Annotated in this window: 15 protein-coding genes; 7 read left to right on the top strand and 8 right to left on the bottom strand. The window is 72.7% G+C overall.

Annotation, left to right across the window (positions count from 1 at the left end):
- Positions 1 to 2: 2 nt before the first annotated feature.
- Positions 3 to 503 carry a GNAT family N-acetyltransferase gene (locus tag EIY87_RS05555; protein WP_125306538.1) on the bottom strand — a complete coding sequence of 167 codons (501 nt, stop codon included), beginning with the start codon at positions 501 to 503 and terminating at the stop codon, positions 3 to 5.
- 139 nt (positions 504 to 642) lie between these two features.
- On the opposite strand from EIY87_RS05555, the gene EIY87_RS05550 reads away from it, so the two are divergent.
- Positions 643 to 1,113 carry a hypothetical protein gene (locus tag EIY87_RS05550; protein ID WP_125306537.1) on the top strand — a complete coding sequence of 157 codons (471 nt, stop codon included), beginning with the start codon at positions 643 to 645 and terminating at the stop codon, positions 1,111 to 1,113.
- Between the two features lie 72 nt (positions 1,114 to 1,185).
- Entirely contained in the window at positions 1,186 to 1,992 is an 807-nt protein-coding gene (locus tag EIY87_RS05545) for a hypothetical protein (RefSeq protein ID WP_125306536.1), read from the top strand.
- Between the two features lie 58 nt (positions 1,993 to 2,050).
- Here EIY87_RS05545 and ftsY read toward each other — a convergent pair whose 3' ends face one another.
- Positions 2,051 to 3,334 carry a signal recognition particle-docking protein FtsY gene (gene ftsY / locus EIY87_RS05540; protein WP_125306535.1) on the bottom strand — a complete coding sequence of 428 codons (1,284 nt, stop codon included), beginning with the start codon at positions 3,332 to 3,334 and terminating at the stop codon, positions 2,051 to 2,053.
- Between the two features lie 141 nt (positions 3,335 to 3,475).
- Here ftsY and EIY87_RS05535 point away from each other — a divergent pair, with 141 nt between their 5' ends.
- The 3 genes from EIY87_RS05535 (at position 3,476) to EIY87_RS05525 (ending at position 6,852) form a co-directional block, all read left to right on the top strand.
- A complete protein-coding gene (locus EIY87_RS05535) occupies positions 3,476 to 4,684 on the top strand; it encodes an anhydro-N-acetylmuramic acid kinase (protein WP_191983962.1) in 1,209 nt (402 codons plus the stop codon).
- Positions 4,685 to 4,699: 15 nt separating this feature from the next.
- Complete coding sequence (locus EIY87_RS05530) at positions 4,700 to 6,265, top strand: sodium:solute symporter (protein ID WP_125306534.1); 1,566 nt, start codon at positions 4,700 to 4,702, stop codon at positions 6,263 to 6,265.
- Between the two features lie 86 nt (positions 6,266 to 6,351).
- Positions 6,352 to 6,852: a DUF3455 domain-containing protein gene (locus EIY87_RS05525; protein ID WP_125306533.1), complete on the top strand. Its 501-nt coding sequence runs from the start codon at positions 6,352 to 6,354 to the stop codon at positions 6,850 to 6,852.
- A gap of 192 nt (positions 6,853 to 7,044) precedes the next feature.
- Here the strand turns inward: EIY87_RS05525 and smc are convergent, their stop codons facing one another.
- On the bottom strand, positions 7,045 to 10,647 hold the full coding sequence (gene smc / locus EIY87_RS05520) for a chromosome segregation protein SMC (protein ID WP_125306532.1): 3,603 nt from the start codon (positions 10,645 to 10,647) through the stop codon (positions 7,045 to 7,047).
- Between the two features lie 135 nt (positions 10,648 to 10,782).
- Positions 10,783 to 11,070 carry an acylphosphatase gene (locus EIY87_RS05515; protein WP_125306531.1) on the bottom strand — a complete coding sequence of 96 codons (288 nt, stop codon included), beginning with the start codon at positions 11,068 to 11,070 and terminating at the stop codon, positions 10,783 to 10,785.
- Positions 11,071 to 11,247: 177 nt separating this feature from the next.
- On the opposite strand from EIY87_RS05515, the gene EIY87_RS47980 reads away from it, so the two are divergent.
- Complete coding sequence (locus EIY87_RS47980) at positions 11,248 to 11,841, top strand: hypothetical protein (RefSeq protein WP_191983961.1); 594 nt, start codon at positions 11,248 to 11,250, stop codon at positions 11,839 to 11,841.
- Between the two features lie 60 nt (positions 11,842 to 11,901).
- Here EIY87_RS47980 and EIY87_RS05505 read toward each other — a convergent pair whose 3' ends face one another.
- Entirely contained in the window at positions 11,902 to 12,543 is a 642-nt protein-coding gene (locus tag EIY87_RS05505) for a TetR/AcrR family transcriptional regulator (RefSeq protein WP_125306530.1), read from the bottom strand.
- Between the two features lie 65 nt (positions 12,544 to 12,608).
- On the opposite strand from EIY87_RS05505, the gene EIY87_RS05500 reads away from it, so the two are divergent.
- A complete protein-coding gene (locus EIY87_RS05500; RefSeq protein WP_125306529.1) occupies positions 12,609 to 13,748 on the top strand; it encodes an acyl-CoA dehydrogenase family protein in 1,140 nt (379 codons plus the stop codon).
- Between the two features lie 228 nt (positions 13,749 to 13,976).
- Here the strand turns inward: EIY87_RS05500 and EIY87_RS05495 are convergent, their stop codons facing one another.
- Genes EIY87_RS05495 through EIY87_RS05485 form a run of 3 tightly spaced genes read right to left on the bottom strand, consistent with a single transcriptional unit; the run spans position 13,977 to position 17,453 of the window.
- Positions 13,977 to 14,207, bottom strand: a complete 231-nt coding sequence (locus EIY87_RS05495; RefSeq protein WP_125306528.1) for a hypothetical protein — start codon at positions 14,205 to 14,207, stop codon at positions 13,977 to 13,979.
- Positions 14,208 to 14,229: 22 nt separating this feature from the next.
- Complete coding sequence (locus EIY87_RS05490; RefSeq protein ID WP_125306527.1) at positions 14,230 to 14,928, bottom strand: response regulator; 699 nt, start codon at positions 14,926 to 14,928, stop codon at positions 14,230 to 14,232.
- Positions 14,925 to 17,453, bottom strand: a complete 2,529-nt coding sequence (locus EIY87_RS05485; protein ID WP_125306526.1) for a sensor histidine kinase — start codon at positions 17,451 to 17,453, stop codon at positions 14,925 to 14,927. The genes EIY87_RS05490 and EIY87_RS05485 overlap by 4 nt, the downstream gene beginning before the upstream one ends.
- Positions 17,454 to 17,455: the final 2 nt, after the last annotated feature.

Genomic DNA, 17,455 nt, shown 5'->3' with positions numbered 1-17,455 from the left:
CCTCACTTCAGCTCCCCCGCCAGCAGGTCCATCAGCAGGCCGTCGTGCCAGCTGCCGTCCGCCGCCCGCTCGTAGCGGCGCAACACCCCCACCGGGCGGAAGCCCACCTTCGTGTACACCCGGATCGCCGTCTCGTTCGACGCCGCCGGGTCGATCGTCAGGCGGTGGTGCCCGCCGTCGAGCAGGTGGCGGGCCAGGGTCCGGAGGGCGTCCGTGCCGAGGCCGCGGCCGTGGAAGTCCGGGTGGACCGAGATGTCGATACCCGCGTGGCGGTACTGCGGGTCGAGTTCCTCGCAGCTCTGGATCAAGCCGACGACGACGCCGTCGAACTCGATCACGTAGACCGAGTAGCCCTCCTCGACCGAGTACAGGCCTTCGGTCTCGGTGTCCGGGTCGCCCCACCAGCGGGCGACCTCCGGGGTGGCCAGGATTTCGCGCGCGCGGGCGCGGTCCGCTGGGCCGATCGGGCGCAGCCGCACCCGTTCGCCGTGGATGGCGGTCATGATGGGTCCTCTCTCGTAGCGAATGACGGCTTCGGAGCGTCTGTACGAGGAGGGGCACGAGCGGAAGTGCGTCAACCGGGCATACCGGGAGTGTGCGCCGCCGCGCGGGGCCCGTCACCCGAATATCGCGGGAGGCCGCATGGACGCGCACACCGGCGCCCTGACCTGGCTCGCCCAGGGCGCCGCTTCGAACCTGGTGGACCGGCTGGTGGACCGCGTGCTCGACGGCTCGCCCCCGGCACCGGCGTGGCCGCGGCCCGCCCGGACGCCGGCGGGCACCGTCGAGATCTCCGTGCGCCACCACTCGGCCGCGAAGGTCCGCACGCCGGTGATCCTCACGCTGCAGGAGGACGGCAGCCGCACCGGCACGGTCTTCTCGGTCGTCCTCGGCCACACGGCCCGCATCGCCGTCCCAGGCGGCGCCTACTTCGGCGCGGCGATGGTCGTCGACCCGGCCCGCCGCACCCTGCAGGGCATCGGCTGGTCCCGCCTCACGGTCGCGGCCCGCCGCACCTCACCGTGCCTCATCCCGGCACAACGCCCGTCGGCACCGGTGATCCTGCAGCTGGGGCTGCGAAAACCCGACGGGACGCCGTTGTTCCGGCTTTGATCGGGAATTTCGTATCACCTCGGGGCGCTGGAGCGTCTGATCCGGTGAGAACCGCGTTTCGGAGGGGGCACGATGGCCGAGCCGTTCACCATGTCGCTCGTCTGGCTGGGACAGGCGGCGGCCGGCGCCATCGTCGGCCGGCTGGCCGAGCGGGCTGTCGACCGGGTCCTCGACGGGCCGCGGCGGGCGGTCGTCGTCCCCGCGCCGGCGCGGCACCGGCTCGGGGACGTGACGAGCGACGTGGACGTCGTCGTGCGGCACACCCCGGCCGGACGGCGACCGGTGCTGCTGGCCTTCCAGACCGCGCCGCGCGAGGGCGAACGGCCGCAGGGGGTGACCGTACCGATGGTGCTCGGCGAGACCGCGCACCTGACGCTACCGCGCGACGACTACCTGATCAGCGCCCTCGTCCTCGATTCGCCCGCCGAGCTCGGGGGCAAGCCGGTGCTGCACGGCGTCGGCTGGGTCCGGCGCTGGATCGCGAGCACCGGCGTCGACCGGCTCACCATCGCGACCGACGCGCCGACGCAGAAGATCCTCAGGAAGCTCGGCCTCCAGGCCGCGGACGGCACAAGCCCGTTCGAGCTGGCACCGCCGAAGCCCGCCTCCGTGCCGCAGGAATTTCCCGCCGCGTTCGGCGAGCAACCCGCCGCGGTGCGGGCCACGCTGGCCGCCCAGGCGGCGGCCCGGGCCGCCGCGAGCAGGCCTGGCCTGCCCGCCGCGACCCAGTGCCGTGCGGCGGCGGGCGGGCGTCTCGGCCAGCGCTGCCCCCACCGCCCCTTCGGCATCGGCGGAACTGGGCTGTGCATGACCCATTACCACGCCTACAAGCGCGGCGAAGCCGTCTACGACTGGAAGAACCGACGACAGATCAGCTGACCCGCCGGGAACTCTCCTGCCCGCTGCCGTCGCCGTCGAGGAATTCTGGTCGACGGCCTCAGCCCAGCAGGGCGTCCACGAACGCGCCGGGCTCGAACGGCGCCAGGTCGTCCGGCCCTTCACCCAGACCCACCAGCTTGACCGGGACGCCCAGCTCGCGCTGGACCTGGAACACGATGCCGCCCTTCGCGGTGCCGTCCAGCTTCGTCAGCACGATGCCCGTCACGTCGATGACCTCGGCGAACACCCGGGCCTGCATCAGCCCGTTCTGGCCCGTCGTCGCGTCGAGGACCAGCAGGACCTCGTCGACCTTCGCCTGCTTCTCCACGACGCGCTTGACCTTGCCCAGCTCGTCCATCAGGCCCGTCTTCGTGTGCAGGCGCCCCGCCGTGTCGACCAGGACCGCGTCCACGCCGGTGTCCACGCCGCGCTTGACCGCGTCGAACGCGACCGCCGCCGGGTCCGCGCCCTCCTTGCCGCGGACGACCTCCGCGCCCACGCGCTCGGCCCACGTCTGGAGCTGGTCGGCCGCCGCCGCGCGGAAGGTGTCCGCCGCGCCCAGGACCACCGTCTTGTCCTGGGCGACCAGGACGCGGGCGAGCTTGCCCGTGGTCGTCGTCTTGCCCGTGCCGTTGACGCCGGCCACCAGGACCACCGCGGGCTGCTTCTTGCCGTCGACGATGTGCGGCAGCGCCCGCACCGCGCGCTCGCCGTCGGTGGACAGCTGCGCCGTCAGGACCTCGTGCAGCACCTCGCGGGCCTCGGCCGACGTGCGGACCGCGCGCCGCGAGAGCTCGTCGCGGAGGCGGTCGACGATCTGGGTCGTGGTGGCCGCGCCGAGGTCGGCCATCAGCAGCGTGTCTTCGACGTCCTGCCAGGAGTCCTCGTCGAGGTCACCGGCGCCGAGCAGGCCGAGCAGGCTCGTGCCGAACACCGACCGCGACTTCGACAGGCGGCCGCGCAGCCGCTCCATGCGGCCGGTCGCCGGCTCGATCTCTTCGACGACCGGAGCGGGCTCGGCCTCGGGCTCGTCGGGCAGCTTGACGTCGCGGACCGTGCGCTGCGCCGAATCGCGCGGCACGGCGGCGTCGTCGCCCACCGCGGGCTGGCCGTCGGTCTCCGGCCGGTCCTCGACCGGGTGCTCGACCGCGGGCGCCTCGCCGCCGGGCGCGAGCGCGATGCCCCCGCTGGCCGCGTAGGAGCCGCCCTTCGGTTTCTCCTCGACCTCGCGCTTGGCGTCCAGGCTGATCCGGCGCTTGCGCGCGACCAGCAGGCCGGTCACCAGGAGGGCGACCAGCACGACGACGGCGAGGACTACGAACAGGAACCAGGTGCTCGACACGGGACCCATCCTTTCATCCGCGCCCGCGCCCGCCGGACACCCCGTCCGCACAGGCAATTCGTAACGACGTGGATCCCGATTGAGCCAAGACTTCACCAAGTGGGTTGCGTCACAAGCCGGGCCTGGACTAAACCCCTCCGGATGGGGATTCGCGCCAGCCACGGCTTCCGGGTGATCGGCCTGATTTCGGGCACGTCGATCGACGGCATCGACGTGGCCGCCGCCGACCTGCACGCCGAGGAAGACGCCGTGGTGCTGACCCCGCTCGGCGAACTCGACGTCCCGTACCCGGAACCGCTGCGCGAAGCCCTCCTCGCCGCGCTGCCGCCGAACCCCTGCACGGCCGGCGAGCTGACGCGGCTCGACACCGGCGTCGGGCAGGCGTTCGCCGACGCGGCCGCCCGCGGCGCCGAAGAACTGGCCGGCGGCACCGCCGACCTGGTCGCGTCGCTCGGCCAGACGGTGTTCCACTGGGTCGAAGCCGGCCACGTCCGCGGCACGCTGCAGCTCGGCCAGCCCGCCTGGATCGCCGAGCGGACCGGGCTGCCGGTGCTCGCCGACCTGCGGGCCCGCGACGTCGCCGCGGGCGGCCACGGCGCTCCCCTGGCGAGCACGCTCGACCAGCTGTGGCTGCGCGGCCTCGCCCAGGACACCGGGCGCCCGGTCGCCGCGCTCAACCTCGGCGGCATCGCGAACATCACCGTCGTCGCCGACGGCGAACCGGCCGTCGCCTACGACACCGGCCCCGCCAACGCCCTGCTCGACCTGGCCGCCCACCGGGTGACCGGGCGCCGCAGCGACGTCGACGGGCGGCTCGCGCTCGGCGGTTCGGTGCGCTCCGACCTGCTCGGCAGGCTGCTCGCCGACCCCTACTTCGCCGCCGCGCCGCCGAAGTCGACCGGCAAGGAGCACTTCAACGAGACCTACCTCGACGCCGCGCTGGCCGGCCTCGCCCCGGTCGAGCCCGCCGACCTGCTCGCGACGCTGACCGAGCTGACCGCCGTGACCGTGGCCGACCAGTGCGTGCGCCACGGCGTCGCGATCGTCATCGCCTCCGGCGGCGGCATCCGGAACCCGGCGGTGATGACGGCGCTGGCCCGGCACCTCCCGTCCGCGGTGCTGAAGACCAGCGACGACCTCGGGCTGCCCGGCGCCGGCAAGGAGGCGTACCTGACCGCCCTCCTGGGCTGGCTCACCTGGTGCGGCGTACCCGGTAGCGTCCCGTCGGCGACCGGTGCCCGCGGGCCGCGCCTGCTCGGCGCGCTCGTCCCGGGTGCCGGGCCACTGATCCTTCCCGCCCCGCTGGGGGGCACTGTGACGCGGTTGCGAGTCGCGGAGAAGGCAAGATGAAGGTAGGAGAAGTCCATGCGCGGTGTTGACCTCGCCATCATCGTGATCTACCTGGCGGCGATGCCGCTGATAGGCGTGCTCGTCGGCCGGAAGCAACGGTCGGCGGCCGACTACTTCGTCGGCGAGCGCAGCCTCCCGTGGGGCGCGGTGATGCTGTCGGTGGTCGCCACGGAGACCTCGACGCTGACCGTGATCAGCACGCCGGGGCTGGTCTTCGGCAACGCGTTCCTGTTCCTGCAGCTGGCGTTCGGCTACATCATCGGCCGGACGGTCGCCGCGTTCGTGCTGCTGCCGCGGTACTTCCGCGGCAACCTCGTGAGCGCGTACGCGTTCCTGGGCAAGCGGTTCGGCTCGGGGCTGCAGGGCACGGCGTCGGTGACGTTCGTGATCACCCGGCTGCTCGCCGAGGGCGTCCGCCTGTTCGCCGGCGCCATCCCGATCAAGGTGATCCTCGGGCACTACAACATCCACCTGGACTACTGGGTGATCGTCGTCATCCTGACCGCGCTCACGCTGATCTACGCCTACATCGGCGGGATCAAGGCGGTCGTCTGGGTCGACGTCATCCAGCTGTCGCTCTACCTCGGCGGCGCCGCGGTGGCCGCGATCGTGCTGCTGAACAAGCTGCCCGCCGACTGGGCGACGCAGGCGTCGGCGGACGGCAAGTTCATGCTCGTCGACTTCACGAAGAACCTGCTGACCAGCCCGTACGCGTTCATCACGGCGGTGCTCGGCGGCGCGGCGCTGTCGATGGCCTCCCACGGTGCCGACCAGCTGATCGCGCAGCGGCTGATGGCCACGCGCAGCCTGCGCGACGGCCAGAAGGCGCTGATCGGCAGCGGCATCATCGTCACCATCCAGTTCGCGCTGTTCCTGCTGGTCGGCGCGATGCTGTGGGTGTTCAACGGCCGCAAGGCGGTCGCGCAGCTCGGCCTGCAGAGCCCGGACGACGTGTTCTCGCGGTTCATCATCGACGACCTGCCGGTCGGCGTCTCGGGGCTGCTCATCGCCGGCGTGCTCGCCTCGACCATGGGTGCGCTGGCGTCGGCGCTCAACGCGCTCTCGACGTCCACTGTGGCCGATCTCTACCAGCGGTTCACCAAGCGCTCGCCCGAAGACTCCAAGCTGCTCAAGCACGGTCGCATGTGGACACTGATCTGGGCCGTGGTGTTCGCGGTGTTCGCTTCGCTGTTCTCCACCACGAAGAACTCGGTCATCGAGCTGGGCCTCGCCATCACCGGCTACACCTACGGCGCGCTGCTCGGGTCGTTCCTGCTCGGCCTGCTGATCAAGAAGGCGCGTCAGGCGGACGCGATCATCGCGTTCGTGGCCACGGTCGTGGTGATGGCGTTCGTGATCCTCGGGGTGAAGTTCAGCGCGAAGACCGGCGGGCTGATCGGGATCGACTTCAGCAAGGCGGCCGGGGACAAGGTCGCGCTGGCCTATCCGTGGTACACGCTGCTGGGCGTGGTGATCACGCTGGTCGTGGGCGGGTTGCTGGCGTTGCGGCACCGCACGCCGGACCCGAAGGCGGCCGAAGCCGAGGAGGCGCCTCCGGCCGAGGAGGTCACCGCCGCCTGATCCTTCTGAACCGTTTCCGGCGGGCGCCCGTGTCGGGTTGCGGGAGCCCGCCGGGAAGCGGCGGGAGGACAGCGAAGGTGGACTTCATGAAGCGGATGACGGTGGCGCTCGCGATCGGCGCCCTGCTGCTCGGCGGCGCGGCGACGGCTTCGGCCACCCCGGCCGGCTCTCGCGTGCCGGCCGCGGTCAAGGTCCCGGACGGCAACCGGCACCTGGCCAGTTACCACGGCGAAGGCGTCCAGATCTACGGCTGCGCGAACGGCGCGTGGACGCTGATCCAGCCCGCGGCCGTGCTGTCGAAACACGGCAAGCCGGTGGCGCTGCACAGCAAGGGCCCGGTCTGGACGTCCATCGTGGACGGCAGCACGGTCGGCGCTTCGGCGCAGGCCAGCTCCCCGCGCGAGGGCGCGATCCCGGAGCTGCTGCTCAAGGCCAACCTCAACTCCGGCGACGGCGTCTTCGGCAAGGTGACGTACATCCAGCGGCTGAACACGCGTGGCGGCGTGGCTCCGGCGGGGACCTGCGCGGACGGCGCGCAGACCGCGGTGCCGTACTCGGCCGACTACTCCTTCTGGGTCGCGAAGTAGCAACCACTGATGTCGTGAATGTCCCATTCATGTCACCCGACGACAAGGTCCCGGCAAAGTCGCGCCGGCGAGCGGGTGACCGGTCGCCGGCCGGCCGCGGGGCCTGCCCGGCGTCGCGGGGATGTCATGAAAGGGTCATTCATGTCGTCTGGCGAGATGAACGACCCTTTCATCACATCGCGGCGGCGGACGTCAGCTGACCGGGACCGGCTCTTCCTCGCTGGTGCGCAGGCGCTGCGAGATCACCTTCGTGATGCCGTCACCCTGCATGCTCACGCCGTAGAGCGCGTCGGCGATCTCCATGGTCGGCTTCTGGTGGGTGATGATGATCAGCTGCGAGGAGTCGCGCAGCTGCTCCAGCAGCCCGATCAGGCGGCGCATGTTGGTGTCGTCGAGCGCCGCCTCGACCTCGTCCATGACGTAGAAGGGTGACGGCCGGGCGCGGAAGATCGCGACCAGCATGCCCACCGCGACCAGCGACTTCTCGCCACCGGACAGCAGCGACAGCCGCTTGACCTTCTTGCCCGGCGGGCGGGCTTCGACGTCGACGCCGGTGCTGAGCAGGTCGTCCGGCTCGGTGAGGACCATCCGGCCCTCGCCGCCCGGGAAGAGGACGCCGAACACCGTCTCGAACTCGCGGGCCACGTCCGCGTACGCGCCGGCGAAGACCTCGAGGATCTTCTCGTCGACCTGCTTGATGACGGCTTCGAGGTCCTTGCGGGTGTCCTTGAGGTCTTCCAGCTGCGTGGAGAGGAACTTGTACCGCTCCTCCAGCGCCGCGAACTCCTCGAGGGCGAGCGGGTTCACCTTGCCCAGCAACGACAAGTCCTTCTCGGCGCGCTTGGCGCGGCGGGCCTGGGTGTCGCGGTCGTAGGGCATGGGCGGCGGCGGGGTGACGTCCTCGCCGCGCTCCTTGGCCGCCTCGTACTCGGCCATCTCGCCGGCGCTCGGCGGGACCGGGACGTCCGGGCCGTACTCCTGCACCAGGTCCGTGAGGCCGATGCCGAAGTCCTCGGCGATCTTCGCCTCGAGGGTCTCCAGCCGCAGCCGCTGCTCGGCGCGCAGGACCTCGTCGCGGTGGACGGCGTCGGTCAGCTTCTCCAGCTCGCCGGTCAGCTCGCGGACCTTGGCGCGGACGCCGGTCAGCGCCTGCTCGCGGGTCTGGCGGCGGGCCTGGACCTCGTCGCGTTCGGTGGCCGCGCGCTGGACGGAGTGCTCGATGCGCTCCAGCGCCAGCTCACCACCGTTGACGACGGCGTTGGCGATCTCGGCGCCACGCTTGCGGGCCGCGGCGGCGCGCTCGGCGCGTTCGCGGGCCTGCTGCTCGGCGTGCGCGGCGCGGCGGAGCCCTTCGGCCTTGCCCGCGATGCTGCGCGCCCGCTCTTCCGACGTGCGCTGCGCGAGCCGCGCCTCCATCTCCTGCTGCCGGACGACGGCCAGTTCCTCGACGGCGGCGTCGCGCTCGGCGGTGTCCGGGTCGTCTTCGACGGGCTGCTCGGCGACGGCGGCGAGCCGTTCCTCCAGCTCGGCGAGCTGGGCCAGGGCCTGGACGCGGCTCTGCTCGACCTTCGCGCGCTGCCCGGAGACCCGCTCGACCTCGGCCTGGGCCTGGCGGGCGGCCTGCTGCATCCGGTTGAGCCGCTCGGAGGACCGGGCGCGCCGGACCTTCGCCTCGCCGAGCGCGTCCTTGGCCTGGGAGACCTCTTCGCGGCGCGCCTGCTGCTCGGCGCGGGCGCCTTCCAGCTCGGCCGCGTACCGCTCCAGCGACCGCTCGGCCAGCCGGAGCCGCTCCCCCGCCTCGTCGACGGCGGCCTGGACCTCGATCACGCTCTCGCGCTTGCCGGAGCCGCCGATCGCCCAGCGGGCACCGAAGACGTCGCCCTCGGCGGTGACCGCGCGGACCTCCGGGTGCACCGCCACCAGCTGCCGGGCGGCGTCGAGGTCGCGGACCAGCGCCAGCTTGTCGAGGGCCTGCTCGACGGCCGGCCGCAGCTGCGCGGGCGCCGTGACGACGTCTCGGGCCCAGCGCGCGCCTTCCGGCAGCGACGGCCACGCGGAGGTGTCCACAGTGGACTCCGGCCCGCCGAGCAGGATGCCCGCGCGGCCGGAGTCGGTCTCCTTCAAGTACTTCAGCGCGCGCAGGGCGTCTTCGCCGCCGGTGACGGCGACCGCGTCGGCCACCGGGCCGAGCGCCGCGGCCAGCGCGACTTCGTAGCCGGGCTCGACGGTGAGCAGCGCGGCGACCGAGCCGAGCAGGCCCGGCAGCTCGTGCGACGCGCCGAGCAGCGCGCCCGCGCCGTCCTTGCGCTTGAGCCCCATGGACAGCGCCTCGACGCGTGCCTTCTCGGACGCGATCTCGCGCTCGGCCGCGCGTTCGGCCTTGACCAGCTCTTCGACGCGCGCCTTGGCCGCGTTGTTGGCCTCGACCGCGCGGTCGTGGCGGTCCATCAGGCCGGCGTCGTCGGATTCCTCGACGCCACCCTCGGCCTTGGCCGTTTCGAGTTCTTCGACGGCGATTTCGGCGCGCTCGGCGGCCTCTTCGAGGGCGACGCTGAGGCGGTCGATCTCGTCGGAGGTGGCGCCGTTCTTGCTGCGCAGCGCCTCGACCTGGCCGGTCAGCTTGGCCATGCCCTCGCGGCGGTCGGCGATGGCGCGGACGGCGGCCCAGTGCGCGCGCTCGGCGGCCTGGACGCGCTGTTCGAGGTCTTCGCGGCGCAGCACGGTCTCGGCGAGCAGCTCCCGCGCCTCCATGACGGCCTCGTTGAGCTCCTCTTCCTGCTCGGCGACCCGCTCGGCCTCCTCCAGGAGCTCCTCGGGGTCGCGGCCGCCGGTCGACGTCGAGACGTCGGCCGACAGGTGCCGCTGCCGCTCGATGGCGAGGCGGACGGTGCCGCGGAGGCGTTCGGCCAGCGCGGAAAGCTTGTACCAGGTCTCCTGCGCGGTCTGCAGGAGCGGCGCGTCCTCGGCGAGCGAGGCCTCCAGCTCGGCTTCTTCGGCGGAGACGAGCTCGAGGTGCTGCTCGACCTCGGCGCGGCGCTGGCGGGCGGTGCGCTCGTCGGCTTCCTCGCGCGCGATCGCGTCCCGCTGGGTGACCAGGTCGTCGGCGAGCAGGCGCAGGCGGGAGTCGCGCAGCTCGGACTGGACCGACTGGGCCTTGCGGGCGATCTCGGCCTGCTTGCCCAGCGGCTTGAGCTGGCGGCGCAGCTCGGTGGTGAGGTCGCCGAGGCGGTCGAGGTTGCCCTGCATGTTGGCCAGCTTGCGCAGGGTCTGTTCCTTGCGCTTGCGGTGCTTGAGGACGCCGGCGGCCTCTTCGATGAAGGCGCGGCGCTCTTCGGGCTTGGATTCCAGGATCGCCGAGAGCTGGCCCTGCCCGACGATGACGTGCATCTCGCGGCCGATGCCGGAGTCCGAGAGCAGTTCCTGGACGTCCATCAGGCGGCAGCGGTCGCCGTTGATCTCGTACTCGCTCGCGCCGTCGCGGAACATCCGGCGGGTGATCGACACCTCGGAGTACTCGATGGGGAGCGCGCCGTCGGCGTTGTCGATGGTGAGCGTGACCTCGGCGCGGCCGAGCGGGGCGCGGCCCGCGGTGCCGGCGAAGATGACGTCCTCCATCTTGCCGCCGCGCAGGTCCTTGGCGCCCTGGGTGCCCATGACCCAGCGCAACGCGTCGAGCACGTTGGACTTGCCGGAGCCGTTCGGGCCGACCACGCAGGTGATGCCCGGCTCGAAGCGCAGCGTGGTGGCCGAGGCGAAGGACTTGAAGCCCTTCAGCGTCAAGCTTTTCAGGTGCACTGGGTGCTGACCCCTCTGGCTGCCGGTACTGGCGTTTCAATCGTCCCAGGCTACCTGGGGGCCTCCCGGGTCCGCCGGACGCGCCCCCTCGTCGGCGCGCCCTAGCACATCCGCAGTGGTCGCGGCAACCCTGCGTCACCGCTCGACGAACCCGCTGAGCCCCCCTTTCGGGTCGGACCAGCGCTCGGCAACGTGCTCCACACTTCCGGGTGATTCTCCCGACCGCAGCGCCGCGAGCAGCCGCTCACAGTGGTCACGGCTACCCTCCGCTATGACCTCGACACGCCCGTCGGCGAGGTTGCTCGCGCTCCCGACCAGGCCCAGTTCGAGCGCACGGCTGCGCGTCCACCAGCGGAAACCGACCCCCTGGACCCGGCCGCGCACCCACGCCGTCAACCGGGTGTTCGTTTCTTCCTCACTCATGCTCTTCCTCCCTTCCGGGTCAACTGACCGCGCACAGTAACGGATCAAGGCCACTACCTGGGCGAATACCCGCACGCCGGTGATAACCTCCGGGCCGAGGTCGCTCCCCCGCCGCGGGCGCAGTGCCCCGTTACCGACCTCGCCCGCGCCTCCCCGAAATTCCCCCAAGGAGCCTGTATGCCCCGCCCCGACGGGATCACCAGGATCGACACCGCGCCGCCCAAGAGCAGCAAACCGAACCGCACCGGGTACGTCGTGCTCGGGGTCGCCGGCCTGGTGGTCGCGACCGCGTTCGCCGCCGTCGCGGAGCTGGCGGGCCCCGGCCCGGCCACGACCGCGGGCGGCACCGGCGGCACGGGCGGCCAGGGCACCTCGCAGGCCGGCCTGCAGACGGTGCCGGCCACCCCGTCCTCGGCCGGCCCGTCGACCGTCGGCGCCCCGACGACCGAATCGGCCACGACGTCCTCGAGCGCCCCGACCACGGTCGTGTCGGTCAGCCCCGACGGCAAGACCACGACGACGCTGGTGACCCAGCCCCCGCCGCCCCCGCGCAGCGACACGGGCGGCAACCCGCCGCCGCAGACGACGACGCCGAAGCCCCCGGTCACCACCACTCCGAAGCCGCCGACGACGACCACCACGCCGCCGCCGACCACGTCGGAGACCCCGCCGACCACGACGACCGGCGGTGGCGGCACGAGCACCGGCGGCACGCCGACCTCGACCGACACGTCGTCCGGCGCGACCGGCAGCACCACCCGCGCTCAGTAGCAAATCCGTGAAGGCCTCCTTACCGGCGGAAAACGCCGGTAAGGAGGCCTTCACGGCGTTTCAGTCCAGGATCGCCGTGATGACCGCGTCGCGGAGGAACTCGCCGTAGCGGGCCGGGGGCCAGCCGCGTTCCAGGCAGAGCAGCTCGTACTGCTCGGGGCCGTGGTAGGTCCACAGGACGTCCCGGACGTCGGTGTCGGTCAGACCCGGGCGGACCTGGCCGGTCAGCATCAGGTCCGACGCGAAGTACGTCATCGCCGTCAGCGTCTCGGCCCGCATCTGGGCCCAGACCTCGGCCGCCGCCGGGTCGGCCGCCGCCGCGTCGCGGGCCAGGAGCTGGACCGGGGAGACCGCCGGGGCGACCGACGCGAGGTGGGCGAAGTACAACGTGATCTTGCGCGCCGCGTCGGGCTCGGCCTGGATCTCCGCGATGAACTCGCGACCGGCGATCGGCACGTCTTCGTCGTCGCCGGCGACGGTCACGTCGAAGACCGCCTTGAGCAGGGTCGCCTTGTTGGCGAACGCCTTGTAGACGGTCTGCACCGCCACCCCCGCCGCCTTCGCGACCTCCGGCATCGACGTGGCCGCGTACCCCTTCTCCCGGAAGAGCCCCGACGCCGCCGCCAGGATCCGGCGGCGGTTCTCCCGCGCCTGCTCCCGGCGGCGGGACGTGTCGTAACGGCGCTTGACAGGGTCCGCCATTTAGGTAGAGACTCCTCTATCCAATAGATGTCCAGCTATCATGACACCCTGAGGGGGCGTTGACCATGATGGGACAAGCCACCACCGGCGCCGTGACCGCCGCGCGGGAGATCGCGCCCGAGCTGAGCGCCCGCGCCGTCGAGGCCGAGGAGCTCAAGACCCTGCCCCGCGACCTGGTCGAGCGGGCCCGCGCCGCCGGGCTGTTCCGGCTCGCGACGCCGCGGGCGCTCGGCGGGCTGGAGCTGCCGCCCGCCGAAGTCGTCGAAGTGGTCGAAGAACTCTGCCGCGCGGACGGCTCGGCGGGCTGGACGATCATGATCGGCAACGGCTCGGCGTTCCTGGCCTGGCTCGACCCGGCCGCCGCGGCGGACCTGCTCGCGGCCGCCCCGGACCCGATCGCCAGCGGCGTGTTCGCGCCGATGGGCCGGCTGACCGGGGACGGCGAGGGCAAGTTCAGCCTCACCGGGCGCTGGGCGTTCTGCAGCGGCAGCCCGCACGCGGACCTGTTCTTCGGCGGCGCCTTCGCCGACGGCGACCCCCGCGACTGGCGGCTGGCGTTCGTCCCCGCCGCCGGGGTGCGGGTGCTCGACAACTGGGACGTCACCGGCCTGCGCGGCACCGGCAGCCACGACGTCGAGATCGAGGCGGTGGTGCGCGCGGAGCACACGACGTCCCCCTTCACGAACCCGGCGCGCCACGACGGCCCGCAGTGGCGGTTCCCGTTCTTCACGCTGGTGGGCACGATGATGGCGGGCGTCCCGCTCGGCATCGCGCGCCGCGCGCTGGACGAGTTCACGGCGTTCGCCCCGGCGAAGTTCCGCCCGCCGGGCCCTGGACCGATCGCCGAGGACGGCGACGTCCAGATCGCCCTGACCCGCGCGGAGGGACAGCTGCGCTCGGCCCGCGCGTTCGTCTTCGACGCCCTCGGCGAGCTGTGGGAGACGGCGTGCGCGGGCGACGTCCCGGACACGGCCCGGCGCGGGCAGTTCCTGCTGGCGACCCAGCAGGCGATGCGGGCGGCGTTGAGCGCGGTGAACACCGCGTTCGGCTTCGCGGGTGCGGGCGCGCTGCACGCGGACCAGCCGATCCAGCGCTGCTTCCGCGACCTCCACGCGGCGTCCCAGCACATCTACTTCTCGACGGCGGCCTCGAAGCGGTACGCGAAGCTGCGGTTCGGGATCGACCAGCCGACGTTCTGGTTCTAGCGGCCGCACCGCAGGTTGGGTGGCGCCCGGGGCAAGCGCCCCAAGGTGGCCTTGGTTGCGTCTGACGCACCGAAGGCCGCCTTGGGTGCTCCATCCATGCCCCCGCCACCGCCCTCAACGGAGGCGGGCCGCGCCGCAGTGCCGACTCAACGCACCGAAGGCCACCTTGGGGCGCTCGTCCCGGGGACTCCCCACGAACCTCGGACGCGGCACTGGCCGCCACCTTGATCAGCCGCCGCGGCGCAGGCGGTGGGCGAACAGGCGCCACAGGTAGACCGTGAGGAGGACGCCGGCGGCCGCCGCCGCGATGCGCAGCCACCTCGTCCAGCCGACCGCATCACCGGCGAAGGCCGTCAAGAGGAAGCCGAACGATCCGAACGTCGCGCCCACCGCCAGCGTCAGCACGATCACCGGCGGGATGCGCTCACCGCCGAGCAGCCACGTCTTCGACCCGTCCATGCCGGGCCGGGTACCCAGCCGCTCAGGCCTCGAAGCGGTAGCCCATGCCGGGTTCGGTGAGCAGGTGCCGGGGCCGCGACGGCTCCGGCTCCAGCTTGCGCCGCAGCTGGGCCAGGTACACGCGCAGGTAGTGCGACTCCGTCTCGTACGACGGGCCCCACACCTCGTGCAGCAGCTGCTTCTGCGCCACCAGCCGGCCGCGGTTGCGGACCAGCAGCTCCAGCACGCCCCACTCCGTCTTCGTCAGGTGGACTTCCGAGCCGTCGGCCAGGCGGACGCGCTTGGCCGCGAGGTCCACGCTGAACGACGCCGTGTCCACCACCGCCTCGACGCCGTCCACGCCGGTCACGGCCGAGCGGCGGACCGCCGCGCGCAGGCGGGCCAGCAGCTCGTCCATGCCGAACGGCTTCGTCACGTAGTCGTCCGCGCCCGCGTCGAGGGCCTGGACCTTGTCCGCCGAGTCGCCGCGGGCGGACAGGACGATGATCGGGACCGTCGTCCAGCCGCGCAGGCCCGCGATGACCTCCGTGCCGTCGAGGTCCGGCAGCCCGAGGTCGAGCACCACGACGTCCGGCTTGGTTTCGGCCACCGCTTTCAACGCGGCCGTGCCGTCGTGCGCGGTGATCACCTTGTAGCCGCGGGCGGTGAGGTTGATCCGCAGTGCCCGCACGATCTGCGGCTCGTCGTCCACCACCAGCACGGTGGCGCCCGGGTCGCTCATCGCACCCCCTCCTCCTGGAACTCGACGCTGTGCGCGGGCAGCGAGACCACGATCGTGAGCCCGCCGCCCGGGGTGTCCTCGGCGCGGATCGTGCCGCCCATCGCCTCGGTGAAGCCCTTCGCCACCGACAGCCCGAGCCCGACGCCCGGGGTCGTGTCGCGGTCGCCGCCCAGGCGCTGGAACGGCGCGAACGCCGAGTCCGCCGCGCCCTTCCGCAGCCCGCGGCCGTGGTCGACGATCCGCAGCTCGACGAACCCCGAGTGGGCCGACGCCCGCGCGGACACCGGTGCGCCGCCGTGCCGCAGGGCGTTGTCCAGCAGGTTCGCCACCACCCGCTCCAGCAGGCCGGGGTCGGCGAGCACCGCCGGCAGCCGGTCGTCCACCGCCACCCGCACCGAGTCCGAGGAGTCCACAGTGGACAAGGCGTGCGCGACCACCTCGTCGTACCCCACCGGCCGCAGGTGCGGCCGCACCGCGCCGGTGGCCAGCCGCGACGAATCGAGGAGGTTGTCGATGAGCCCCGCGAGCCGGTCGGCCGACAGCTCGATGGCCTCCATCAGCTCCGCGGTGTCCTCTTCGGACAGTTCGAGGTCGGGGGCGCGCAGGCTGCCGATGGACGCCTTGATCGACGTCAGCGGCGTCCGGAGGTCGTGGCCGACGGCCGAGAGCAACGTCGTGCGCAGCTCGGTCGCCTCGGCCTTGCGCTCGGCGCGGGCCGCGGCGGCCGCCGTCCGCTGCTGGCGCAGGGCGAGCAGCGCCTGCCCCGCCACGGCTTCCAGCACCCGCCGGTCGGCCGCGGGCAGCGTCCGGCCGCGCAGGGTCAGGTGGACGTCCGCGGTCACGGCGATGTCGATGTCGGCTTCGTCGGGGTCGGCGCACGGGTGCTCCCCCGCGCACGCCACCGACCGCCACACGCCTTCCTGCTTCTCCAGCAACGTCACCGAGGTCAGCGTGAAGTTCTCCCGCACCTTCTCCAGCAGCCGCTCGATCGGGTTCGCATGGGTCAGCACGGTCTTCGCGTAGGAGGCGAGCAGCGCCGCTTCGGTCCGCGCCCGCGCCGCCTGCGTGGCCCGCCGCGCCGCCTGGTCGACGACCAGGGCGACGAGCACCGCGACCACGACCATCGCGATCAGCGTCACGAGGTTCTGCGGCGTGTGCACGTTGAGCGTGTACAGCGGCGGGGTGAAGAAGAAGTTGAGCAGCCCGGCGCCGAGCACGGCCGCGACCAGCGCCGGGCCGAGGCCGCCGACCAGCGCCACGACCACGGTGGCCAGCACGTAGGAGATGACGTCGGTGGCGAAGTCGAGACCAGCCGGGATGAAGAACCCGACGACGGTGACCAGCACCGGCAGCACGAAGCTCAGCACCCAGCCCGCGACCAGCCGCGAGAACCCCAGCGGGCTCGCGCCGAGCCGGGCGCGCAGCCGTCCGCCGGCTTCGGAGTGGGTGACCATGTGCACGTCGATCGGCCCCGACCGCCGCACCACCGACGCGCCGATGCCCTCGTCGAACAGCCGCGCCACCCGCGAACGCCGTGAGGTGCCGAGGACGAGCTGGGTCGCGTTGACGCCGCGGGCGAAGTCCAGCAGCGCGGCCGGGACGTCGTCGCCGACGACGGTGTGGAAGGTCGCCCCTACCTCCTCGGCCAGGGTGCGGCACCGGGCCATCGCGGTCGGGCCGATCCCGGACAGGCCGTCGCCGCGCAGGATGTGCAGCACCTGCAGCTCGGCGCCGGCGCGGGTGGCGATCCGGCTGGCGCGGCGGATGAGCGTCTCGCTTTCCGGGCCGCCGGTGATGGAGACGACGACGCGTTCGCGCGCCTCCCACGTGTCGGTGATCCGCTGCTCGGCGCGGTAGCGCTGGAGGGCGACGTCGACCTGGTCGGCCACCCAGAGCAGGGCCAGCTCGCGCAGCGCCGTCAGGTTGCCGGGGCGGAAGTAGTTGCCGAGGGCGGCGTCGATCCGTTCGGCCGGGTAGACGTTGCCGTGGGCCAGCCGCCGTCGCAGCGCCTCCGGCGTGATGTCGACCAGCTCGAGCTGTTCGGCGCGGCGGACGACCTCGTCGGGCACGGTCTCCTGCTGGGTGACGCCGGTGATCCGCTCGACGACGTCGTTGAGGCTCTGCAGGTGCTGCACGTTGACCGTGGACAGCACGTCGATGCCCGCTTCCAGGAGTTCCTCGACGTCCTGCCAGCGCTTGGCGTTGCGCGAGCCCGGCACGTTGGTGTGCGCCAGCTCGTCGACGACGGCGACCTCGGGCGCGCGGGCCAGGATCGCGTCGACGTCCATCTCGTCGAACGCGCGGCCGCGGTGCTCGGCGTGCCGCCGCGGGACGGTCTCGAGGCCGTCGAGCAGCGCGGCCGTCTTGGCGCGGCCGTGCGTCTCGACCAGCCCGACGACGACGTCGGTGCCGCGGTCGAGCCGCCGGCGTGCTTCGCCGAGCATGGCGAACGTCTTGCCGACGCCCGGAGCCGCGCCGAGGTAGATCCTCAGCTCCCCTCGGCGCGGCTTGTTCTCGGTGGTCACGC

This window comes from Amycolatopsis eburnea, assembly GCF_003937945.1.
Lineage (GTDB): Bacteria > Actinomycetota > Actinomycetes > Mycobacteriales > Pseudonocardiaceae > Amycolatopsis > Amycolatopsis eburnea.
This window is presented reverse-complemented; position numbering and strand designations above follow the sequence as displayed.

What these genes read in the sequence shown, in the direction of transcription:
- EIY87_RS05555 (WP_125306538.1), bottom strand. Translation starts at nt 503, where the DNA reads ATGACCGCCATCCACGGCGAACGGGTGCGGCTGCGCCCGATCGGCCCA.
- EIY87_RS05525 (WP_125306533.1), top strand. Translation starts at nt 6,352, where the DNA reads ATGAAGCGGATGACGGTGGCGCTCGCGATCGGCGCCCTGCTGCTCGGC.
- EIY87_RS05535 (WP_191983962.1), top strand. Translation starts at nt 3,476, where the DNA reads ATGGGGATTCGCGCCAGCCACGGCTTCCGGGTGATCGGCCTGATTTCG.
- EIY87_RS47980 (WP_191983961.1), top strand. Translation starts at nt 11,248, where the DNA reads ATGCCCCGCCCCGACGGGATCACCAGGATCGACACCGCGCCGCCCAAG.
- EIY87_RS05490 (WP_125306527.1), bottom strand. Translation starts at nt 14,928, where the DNA reads ATGAGCGACCCGGGCGCCACCGTGCTGGTGGTGGACGACGAGCCGCAG.
- EIY87_RS05545 (WP_125306536.1), top strand. Translation starts at nt 1,186, where the DNA reads ATGGCCGAGCCGTTCACCATGTCGCTCGTCTGGCTGGGACAGGCGGCG.
- EIY87_RS05500 (WP_125306529.1), top strand. Translation starts at nt 12,609, where the DNA reads ATGATGGGACAAGCCACCACCGGCGCCGTGACCGCCGCGCGGGAGATC.
- EIY87_RS05515 (WP_125306531.1), bottom strand. Translation starts at nt 11,070, where the DNA reads ATGAGTGAGGAAGAAACGAACACCCGGTTGACGGCGTGGGTGCGCGGC.
- EIY87_RS05550 (WP_125306537.1), top strand. Translation starts at nt 643, where the DNA reads ATGGACGCGCACACCGGCGCCCTGACCTGGCTCGCCCAGGGCGCCGCT.
- EIY87_RS05505 (WP_125306530.1), bottom strand. Translation starts at nt 12,543, where the DNA reads ATGGCGGACCCTGTCAAGCGCCGTTACGACACGTCCCGCCGCCGGGAG.
- EIY87_RS05530 (WP_125306534.1), top strand. Translation starts at nt 4,700, where the DNA reads ATGCGCGGTGTTGACCTCGCCATCATCGTGATCTACCTGGCGGCGATG.
- EIY87_RS05495 (WP_125306528.1), bottom strand. Translation starts at nt 14,207, where the DNA reads ATGGACGGGTCGAAGACGTGGCTGCTCGGCGGTGAGCGCATCCCGCCG.